10 protein-coding genes and 1 pseudogene are annotated in these 8,658 nt (G+C 74.2%); 4 read left to right on the forward strand and 7 right to left on the reverse strand.

Translation table 11 applies throughout. The features are described 5' to 3' along the window. From VB739_RS15595 to VB739_RS15620, 6 genes and pseudogenes are all read right to left on the reverse strand, one after another. Positions 1–503: pseudogene (locus tag VB739_RS15595) on the reverse strand (molybdopterin molybdenumtransferase MoeA); the annotation flags it as partial. Then, on the reverse strand, positions 496–1,056 hold the full coding sequence (gene moaC / locus VB739_RS15600; RefSeq protein ID WP_323357944.1) for a cyclic pyranopterin monophosphate synthase MoaC: 561 nt from the start codon (positions 1,054–1,056) through the stop codon (positions 496–498). The gene moaC and the pseudogene VB739_RS15595, both read right to left, overlap by 8 nt. Then, entirely contained in the window at positions 1,053–2,879 is a 1,827-nt protein-coding gene (gene modB / locus VB739_RS15605; protein ID WP_323357945.1) for a molybdate ABC transporter permease subunit, read from the reverse strand. The genes moaC and modB overlap by 4 nt, the downstream gene beginning before the upstream one ends. Then, the gene (gene modA / locus VB739_RS15610; protein WP_323357946.1) at positions 2,879–3,709 is read right to left on the reverse strand and encodes a molybdate ABC transporter substrate-binding protein; all 831 of its coding nucleotides are present in this window, start codon (positions 3,707–3,709) and stop codon (positions 2,879–2,881) included. The genes modB and modA overlap by 1 nt, the downstream gene beginning before the upstream one ends. A gap of 8 nt (positions 3,710–3,717) precedes the next feature. After that, a complete protein-coding gene (cobA, locus tag VB739_RS15615; protein WP_323357947.1) occupies positions 3,718–4,527 on the reverse strand; it encodes a uroporphyrinogen-III C-methyltransferase in 810 nt (269 codons plus the stop codon). Positions 4,528–4,534: 7 nt separating this feature from the next. Next, positions 4,535–5,170: a CbiX/SirB N-terminal domain-containing protein gene (locus VB739_RS15620; protein WP_323357948.1), complete on the reverse strand. Its 636-nt coding sequence runs from the start codon at positions 5,168–5,170 to the stop codon at positions 4,535–4,537. 40 nt (positions 5,171–5,210) lie between these two features. Between VB739_RS15620 and VB739_RS15625 the strand changes: the two genes are divergently transcribed. Beyond that, a complete protein-coding gene (locus VB739_RS15625; protein WP_323357949.1) occupies positions 5,211–6,374 on the forward strand; it encodes an anthranilate phosphoribosyltransferase in 1,164 nt (387 codons plus the stop codon). On the opposite strand, the gene VB739_RS15630 is transcribed toward VB739_RS15625, so the two are convergent. Beyond that, positions 6,319–7,077 (reverse strand): type 1 glutamine amidotransferase, encoded by a 759-nt coding sequence (locus VB739_RS15630; protein WP_323357950.1) that lies wholly within the window; start codon positions 7,075–7,077, stop codon positions 6,319–6,321. The genes VB739_RS15625 and VB739_RS15630 overlap by 56 nt on opposite strands. 62 nt (positions 7,078–7,139) lie before the next feature. On the opposite strand from VB739_RS15630, the gene VB739_RS15635 reads away from it, so the two are divergent. From VB739_RS15635 to VB739_RS15645, 3 genes are all read left to right on the forward strand, one after another. After that, positions 7,140–7,361 (forward strand): hypothetical protein, encoded by a 222-nt coding sequence (locus tag VB739_RS15635; RefSeq protein WP_323357951.1) that lies wholly within the window; start codon positions 7,140–7,142, stop codon positions 7,359–7,361. A 3-nt stretch (positions 7,362–7,364) separates the two neighbouring features. Further along, positions 7,365–7,910 (forward strand): DUF924 family protein, encoded by a 546-nt coding sequence (locus VB739_RS15640; protein ID WP_323357952.1) that lies wholly within the window; start codon positions 7,365–7,367, stop codon positions 7,908–7,910. 9 nt (positions 7,911–7,919) lie between these two features. Continuing rightward, the coding region (locus VB739_RS15645) for an oxygenase MpaB family protein (RefSeq protein WP_323357953.1) at positions 7,920–8,658 on the forward strand (739 nt) is incomplete at its 3' end.

Below are 8,658 nucleotides of genomic sequence, written 5' to 3' on the forward strand. Positions count from 1 at the left end.
GGCCCCAGGCGCACGCCGGACGGCAGCAGCTCATCGCCGGCGGCGGCCTCCTCCTCGGCGGCGCGGATCCAGGGGTTGGGGCCCACCTCGCCGGTGAGCAGCAGATCGTCGGCGGCGGCGGCCTCCCGAACGGACTCCGGGCGCACCAGCTCCTGGGGCAGCACTCGCCGCGCCCCCTCCGGCAGGGGCGCGCCGGTGAGGATCCGAATCGCTTCTCCCGCGGCCAGCACCGCCGCGTACGGGGCCCCGGGGGCCGACCGGCCCACCAGACGCCAGCGGCGGCCATGGCTGGGAGCGTCGGCATCGGCGATGGCGTAGCCATCCATGATCGAGGCCCGGAAACCCGGCACGGCCTCGGCGGCCATCACCGGCTCAGCACTCACCCGGCCCAGGCACAGCCCCAGCGGCAGCCGCTCGGTGCCCTGCAGCGGGGTGATCGCCGCCAGCACCCGGCAGCGCGCCTCTTCCAGGGGCAGGCCTTCGCGGGGAAACGGTTCAGCCATCGCATTCCCCGGCCGGGCCCTGAACAGCGGGATGGACCCAAAGGCCGCGGCGCCCCCCCTCCTTGCGCAGCAGCCGCACCGGGCCGATGGTCATCGCCGGATCGGCCGACTTGACCATGTCGTAGAGGGTGAGCAGGCCCACCTGCACCGCCGTCAGCGCCTCCATCTCCACCCCGGTGGCGCCGTTGGTGCGGGCGCTGGCCTGCAGCCGCAGGCCGCTGCCGTCGGCGCTGGGCTCGATCAGCACCTCCAGGCCCGTCAGGGCGATCGGGTGGCACAGGGGAATCAGCTCCCAGGTGCGCTTGGCGCCCTGGATCGCCGCCACCCGGGCCACCGCCAGCACGTCGCCCTTGGCCGCCCGACCCTCCAGCACCAGGGCCAGAACCTCGGGCGCCATGGTGATGTGGCCCTCGGCCACGGCGCGGCGATCGCTGGCGGGCCGGTCGCCCACCTCCACCATGTGCACCTGACCGGCGGCGTTGAGGTGGGAGAGGCCGGGCTGGCTCATGCCGGAGCGGATACGGATGGGCGGTGCCCCCAGCATGGCGCTCATCGCAGCATCAGCAGGCTGCCCGCGGGCAGGGACAGCAGCAGGTCGCCAGCGGCGGCGGCCTGGGCCAGGGTGCGCCAGCGGCGTCGGCGCAACTCCACCTGGATCGGCTCGCGGCCCCCATTGCCGTCGGGCATGGCTGCCGGCACCACGAAAACGGTGACGTGCAGCGGACCCTCGCTGACCCGCACCACCCGGCAGGGCCAGTGGTGGACCGCATCGGGGGCAGGGGCGGTGCCCAGTTCCAGGTGATTGGCCCGCATCCCCACGTGGGTCCAAGCCTCCAGGGGCTCGGGCGTCACCAGCTCCAGGCCCCAGGCCACGGCCCGCAGCCGGGTGGGCCCGAGCCGCTGCACCGCCGAAATGTTCTTGCAGCCCGTGAGCCGCGCCACCGCCACCGCCCCGGGCCGCTCGAACACCTCCCAGCGGGGCCCGTGGCGCAGCAGCGCCCCCCCGTCGATCACCAGCAGCTCCTCGCACAGCCGGTAGGCCTCGTCCATGTCGTGGGTCACCAGCAGGGTGGGGACCCCGGAGCGGGCCAGCAGCTCCTCCATCAGCTGCTGCAGGCGGCGGCGGCGATGGGCGTCCTGGGAGGAGAGGGGCTCATCCAGCAGCAGCAGATCGGGCTCGGTCACCAGGGCCCGGGCCAGGGCCGTGCGCTGCTGCTGGCCCCCCGAGAGCTGGGCGGGATACTTCCGCGCCTGCTCCTGCAGCCCCACCGCCGCCAGCTGGGCGGCCACCCGGGCGTAGCGCTCGGCCGCTGGCAGGTGGGCCAGCCCGAAAGCCACATTGGCGGCCACGCTCAGGTGGGGGAAGAGGGCATCGTGCTGGGGCATCACGGCGATGCGGCGCCGCTCCGGCGGCAGATCGATGCCGCGCGCCGCATCGAACAGCACCCGGCCGTTGAGTTCGATCCGGCCTGCACTCGGCCGTTCCAGGCCGGCCAGGAGGCGCAGCAGCAGGCTCTTGCCGGCCCCGGAGGGCCCCAGGATCGCCAGCCGGCGGCAGGAGGTGTCGAGGGCCAGGTCGAAGCGGAACGCGCCGTGGCGCTTGTGGAGGTCAAAGCGAAGGGCGAAGGGGACCAGCGCGGCGGCGGCGGGCGCGGCTGGGGGGAGGGGCACGGGCGGGGACTCCGGCGCGGCGGCGCCCTCCAGCCCCGGCCGGCGGCCCCGGAGCAGAAACAGCTGCACCAAAGCCAGGCAGAGCCCGTTCAGCAGCAGCACCTGAGCGGTCCACACCCAGGCCTGGGGCAGGTCGCCCGCGTCGACGGCCGCGTAGATCGCCAGGGGCAGGGTCTGGGTGCGGCCGGGGATGTTGCCCGCCAGCATCAGGGTGGTGCCGAACTCCCCCAGGGCCCGGGCGTAGCCGAGGCTGAGGCCCGCCCCCAACCCGGGCAGCACCAGGGGCAGGGTGATCCGCCGCCACACCCGCCACGGCCCCGCCCCCAGGCTGCGGGCCACCCCCTCCAGACCGGGATCCAGCTGCTCCAGCGACGCCAGCAGGGTGCGGTACATCAGCGGAAAGGCCGCCATCGCCGCGCTCAGCACCGTGGCGGGCCAGCTGAACACCAGCTCCAGCCCCAGCCGAGCCAGCGGCTCCCCCAGGGGTCCATACCGGCCCAGCAGCTGCAGCAGCACGAAACCCAGCACCGTGGGCGGCAGCACCAGGGGCGACAGCAGCAGCAGATCGGCCGTGGCACGCCGCGCCCCCCGCCAGCGCCGCACCCGGTCGGCGGCGAGAAACCCCGCCGGGGTCACCAGCAGCACCGCCAGGGCGGCGCTGCGCAGGGACAGCACCAGGGGAGACAGGCCCGGGGCGGCCTCCATCAGGGGGCCCGATCGGGCAGGGAGGCGAAGCCGTCGCGGCGGAACTGCGCCTGGGCGGCGGTGGTGCGGAGCGAGCGCAGGTAGGCCAGGGCCAGCTGGGGCTGGCGGCTGCTGCGCAGCACCGCGCCGCTGTAACGGATCGGACCATGGCTGGCCTCCGGGGCGGTGGCCACCACCCGCAGCCCCCCCAGCTGCACCACATCACTGCGGTACACGAAGCCGGCGTCCACGTTGCCGGCGGCCACCGCCCGGGCCACGGCCCGCACCGATCCCAGGGGCACCAGCTTCGGGGCTAGGGCGGCGGTGAGACCGTAATGGGCCAACATCTGACGGGCGTAGTCGCCAGCTGGCACGGTGCCATCACCGATGGCGATGCGCCTCACCCCGGGCCCGGCCAGGCCGGCGATCTCCAGGGGCCGACGCGGCGCCCGGGCCGGCACCACCAGCACCAGCCGGTTGCTCAGAAGATCCCGGCGGCTGCCGGCCAGCAGCAGGCCCGCCTTCTCCAGGGTGTCCATCGGCCGGACGCCGGTGGAGAGGAACACATCAACGGGCGCGCCCTGCTGGATCTGCTGCTGCAGCAGCCCGGAGGAGCCGAAGTTGAACTGGGGCGGCGCCACGGCCCGGGCGCGGGCGAAGGGAACCGCCAGGCTCTGGAGCGGGCCCGAGAGGCTGGCCGCCGCGCTGACCAGAAGCGGTGGGGCCGCGGCCCTGGCCCCACCCTCTCGGCCGCCCACCGCGGCCACCAGGGCACCACAGAGAAACGGGCCGGCCAGCAGCGCCGCAGCCGCTGGGCGACGGGACCGGGGGGCAGGCGTCCGCGTCAGCATCGGCAGCCTCAGAAGGGGATCGGCATCGCCACATCGGCAGGCGACGGCGCACAGGAGGACACCCGCTCCTGCACCACCGCCCCCACCACCACGATCGATGGCGAGGCGAACGCCTCGGCCTCCACCCGGTCGGCCAGCACCTCCAGCGTGGCCACCAGATGCCGCTGGCCCCGCACGGTGCCCTGCTGGATCACGGCGGCGGGTGTGGTGGGGGCCAGACCCCCCGCGATCAGCTCCGCGACGATGTGGCGCAGGTTGTGCAGGCCCATGTAGATCACCAGGCCGTCGCTGCTGCGGGCCAGGCCGCGCCAGTCGACGCCGGGACGGCGCTTGTCGATCTCCTCGTGGCCGGTCACGAAGGTGACGCTCGAACCCGCCCGCCGGTGGGTGACGGGAATGCCGGCGTAGGCGGGTGCGGCGATGCCGGCCGTGACCCCGGGCACCACCTGCACCGGGATGCCATGGGCGGCCAGGTGCGCCGCCTCCTCACCGCCACGACCGAACAGGAACGGATCGCCGCCCTTGAGGCGCACGATCAGGCGCCGGCGGCCGGCCAGTTCGCGCAGCACGGCATTGGTGCTGGGCTGGGGCACCGAGTGATGGCCGCGGCGCTTGCCGACGAAATGGCGCTCACACCCCTCCGGCACCAGATCCAGCAGGGCGGTGGGCACGAGGGCGTCGTAGACGAGGGCGTCGCACTGCTGCAGCAAGCGGTGGGCCCGCAGGGTGAGCAGGTCGGGATCGCCGGGGCCGGCCCCCACCAGGTACACCGTGCCGGGGCCATCGATCGCCGTGGGGGCCAGGGTCTCGTCCGTCATGGCTCCGTCATGGCAAGGCCATCAGCGCCTCCACCACCACAGCCCGGAACCGGGGCCGCTGCAGCAGCGGCAGGCCCAGCGGCGACGGCAGGGCGTCGGTGAGCCGGTTGGCCGCCAGGGCCAGGGGCAGGGCGGAGCCAGGCAGGGGCAGCGGAGCATCCGCAGGGTTGGGGGCACTGTATGGAGTGGCGCGGCAACGGCCACCGGTGACAGCCTCCAGGTGGGCCAGGAATGCCGCCCCCAATGGCCCCTCCAGGGGGTGATGCAGCAGCCACGGCCCCTCCTCCGCCTGGACCTTCAGGGCCGCCAGCTCGTCGGCCAGGGCGCCCTGCCAGGCGCGCCAGGAGCCCAGGAAGGGCAGGCGCCGCAGCGGCCCGCGCCGTCGGCAACGCGCGGCAATCCGTGGCACGTCGCGGCGCACATGGCTGCCGGGCAGGAGAAACAGGGGCACCAGCAGCAGGGGGGTCGCGCTGCTGCTGGCGGGCAGGGCCGGGGGTTCCCCTGCGGTGAGGGCCTCCAGAACCACGGGCGCCCCGCGGCCCTCTTGCAGCTGGCCGGCCAGGTCCTGCAGTTCGGAGGGGATCACCCCACCGGCACGGCCATGCACCACCAGCAGGAGGGGGCTTGCGATGATCCGGCGCATACCCCTCAGCCTAGGGATCACCCTATGGAGGCCGCCGCGCATGTCGACGTCGAGCTCCCGTGAGGCCTGGACGCCGCAGCGGCGTCAGCAGCATGGCGACGTCCTGGGGGCCGACCGCTGCCGCTGCCGCGAGCTGGTCGCCGCCCTGGGCAGCGGCGAACGCAGCGGCCGGGCCCTGAGCCGTGCCGAGGCCGGCGAAGCCCTCGATCTGCTGCTCGACGGTCGCTGCAGCGACGCCCAGGCCGGGGCCTTCCTGATCGCCCATCGCCTGCGGCGTCCGGAACCCCAGGAGCTGGCGGGTCTGTTGGACAGCTACCGGCGTCGGGGACCCAGGCTGGCGGCGACGCCCCGCCGGGTGCTCAGCTTCGGGGTGCCCTTCGATGGCCGCAGCCGCTCCGCGCCGCTGCTGCCCCTGGTGGCCCTGCTGCTGGTGACGGCCGGCGTCGGAGTGGTGCTGCAGGGCGGTGGCCCGATGCCGGTGAAGTACGGCTTCACAACGGCCGAAGCCCTGGCCGCCCTCGGCCTCGAGCTGCGCGGTCTGGCCTGGAGCGCGGTGAACCGCCGCTTCGCCCAGGAGGGGCTGGCCCTGCTGCACCAGCCGGCACACTTCCCGGCCGCCGAGCGGCTGGTGCCGGTGCGGGAGCAGATCGGCAAGCGCCCGCCGATCGCCACCCTCGAACTGCTGTGGAGCTGCCACGACGGCCCCCACCTGCAGGTCAGCGGCTTCGTCCATGCCCCCACCGAACGGCTGGCCCGCCTGGCCCTGGCCGCCACCGGCCAGGACGAGCTGCTGCTGGTGAAGGGGATGGAGGGGGGCGTGGAGCTGCCCACCAACCGGGTGGCGATCGCCTCCCACCGGCAGGCGGGAGCGGGGGGAGACTCTGAGCGGCTGATCCTGCGGGCCCGGGACCACGGCCTGGGGGCCCCGGAGGTGCCGCTGGAGAGCGTGGCCCAGTGGCAGGGACAGGCCCGGGACGCCCTGGCCGCCGCGGGGCCCCTGGCGGCGGGGCTGATCTGGAACAGTGGCTTTCTGCTCTGGCGTGCCGGGATCAGCGAGAGCCTCCAGGCGGGGCTGACCCTGGCGGAGCGGCTGCTGGAGGATGGGGCGGTGGAGCAGCGGCGCCGTCGGCTGGCCGACGGGTTGGCCCTCACATCAGGGGATATCCCCCCAGCAGGGCACAGGCCCGATCCAGCAGGTTGTTGATCAGCCGGCGCCCCTGGCGCTCCCCCTCCTCCCCCCATCGCCCCTGGCCGGCCCGCACCTGCTCGACACCGTCGGGCCCGAGCGCCATTCGCACATAGTCGCCGTCCTCATCGAGCCAGGCCTCCAGGGCGGCGTCCGTCACCTCCACGTGGAACTGAAGCCCATGGGCGTGGTGGCCGATGCGGAACATCTGCTCGGCGCAGAGGGGCGTGGACCCCAGCAGGGTGGCCGCGGCCGGCAGCTGGATCCGGTCCCCATGCCAGTGCAGCGCCGGCAGGGCGGCATCAAGGCCGGCGAGCACCGGCTCCTGCTCCTGCGTCCGGCTCCAGGCCACCGGCCCCCAGCCCACCTCGTAGGCACGCACGGGGGGCTCACCCGCCATCAGCGGCACCACTTGGCCCCCGGCGGCGAAGGCCAGCAGCTGGGCCCCCAGACACAGGCCGATCACCGGGCGCTCGCAGGCCAGGCACTCCCGCAGCAGGGCCACCTCCCCTTCCAGCCAGGGGAACGACGGCGAGCCGATGTCAGCGACGCCCATCGGTCCGCCGAGCACCAGCAGGGCCTGGTCGGGGCCGAGGCGGGGCATCGGCTCCCCCCGATCGGGCCGGCACACCGTCACCGCCCAACCCCGGCGAAGGGCCTCTTCGGCGAAGCGGGCTGGTCCTTCCCGCTCCAGGTGCTGGAGCACCACCAGGTGGGTCATGGCTGGGCAGGACGGCGATGGGAACCCAGCATGGGGGCGTCCGCCGCTCCGGGCCAGGATCCATGGGCAGCGATCCCAGCCTCCGCCAACTGCTGACGCTGGTGATCGGGTCGGTCGGGCTGGGTTACATGCTCTACGGCAGGAAGCAGGCCCACGCGGTGGCCCTGGGCTGCGGGGTGATGCTGGTGGTGATCCCCTTCGGCGTCAGCCACCTTCCCGCACTGGTGGCGGTGGCTCTGGCGCTGATGGTGCTTCCCTTTGTTCTGCACCGCTTCCTCGCCTGAACCATGCCGATCCCGGAGGAGGTGCTGCGCTTCTGGTTCGAGGAGACCCCCGCCGCCGCCTGGTTCAGACCCGGTGCTGAGGGCGACAGGGCCGTGCGGGAGCGGTTCACGGGGCTCACCGAGCAGGCCCAGGCCGGCGGTCTGGAGGCCTGGGGCGAGAGCGCCCCGGACGCCCTCGCCCTGCTGCTGGTGCTTGACCAGTTCCCGCGTCAGATCTGGCGTGACCAGGCCCGCGCCTTCGCCGGCGATGGCCAGGCCCTTGCCCTGACGCTGCGGGCCGTGGAGGCCGGCTGGGTCGCGGCGGAGCCGGCCCCGGAGCGGCGGCCGTTCTGGCTGATGCCCCTGATGCACAGCGAGGATCTGGCCCTGCAGGAGCTGGGTCTGCCCCTGTTCGAGCGCCACACCGACGCCCGCACCACGGAATTCGCCCGCCGCCACCATGCGGTGATCGCCCGCTTCGGTCGCTTTCCCCATCGCAACCAGGCCCTCGGGCGACCCAGCACCAGCGAGGAAGCGGCGTTCCTGCAGCAGCCCGGCTCCCGCTTCTGACCCCACCCGATGCGCTCCCCCACCGACCCACCAGACGCCTCCGCCACCCTCCGGGCCGCCGAAGCCACCGCCCATCGCCTGGCGGGGGAGCTGTTCTCCTGGGACCTCACCCGGGCCCTGGAGCTGGCCCTGCTCAAGACCTTCTGCGTACCCTCCATCTCCGGTCTGCTGGCCCGCACGGGCGAATTCGAGCAGCGGCCCCGCAAGCGCTACGACGACACGGGCCTGATGGTGGCCGAACTGCTGCGCCATGGCCTGGACAGTCCCGCCGGGGCCGCGGTGATCGCGCGTATGAACCGCATCCATGGCCACTACGCGATCAGCAACGACGATTTCCTCTATGTGCTCTCCACCTTCGTGGCCGAGCCGATCCGCTGGCTGGCCCGCTATGGCTGGCGGCCGCTGACGCCCCTGGAGCAGGAACACCTGTTCCGCTTCTGGTGCGGGGTGGGGGAGCGGATGGGGATCGCGGAGCTGCCGGACAGCCTCGAGGCGTTGCTGGCCCTGAACGAACGCGTGGAGCGGGAGGCCTTCGCCCCGGCCGCCACCAACCAGCGCATCGCCGAGGCCACCCTGGCCATGCTCCTGGCCGACTGGCCCGCGCCCCTGCGCCCCGCCCTGCGGCGAGGTCTGCTGGGCCTGCTGGACCGCCAGACCTGCGTGGCCCTGGGCTGGAGCACCGCGCCCGACTGGCTGCAGACGTTGGTGTTGCAGGCCCTGCGGACCCGCAGCCGGGCCGCCGCCCTGG

Origin of the sequence: Cyanobium gracile UHCC 0281, from assembly GCF_034931305.1 — a bacterium.
In the GTDB taxonomy this organism is placed as follows: domain Bacteria; phylum Cyanobacteriota; class Cyanobacteriia; order PCC-6307; family Cyanobiaceae; genus Cyanobium; species Cyanobium gracile_A.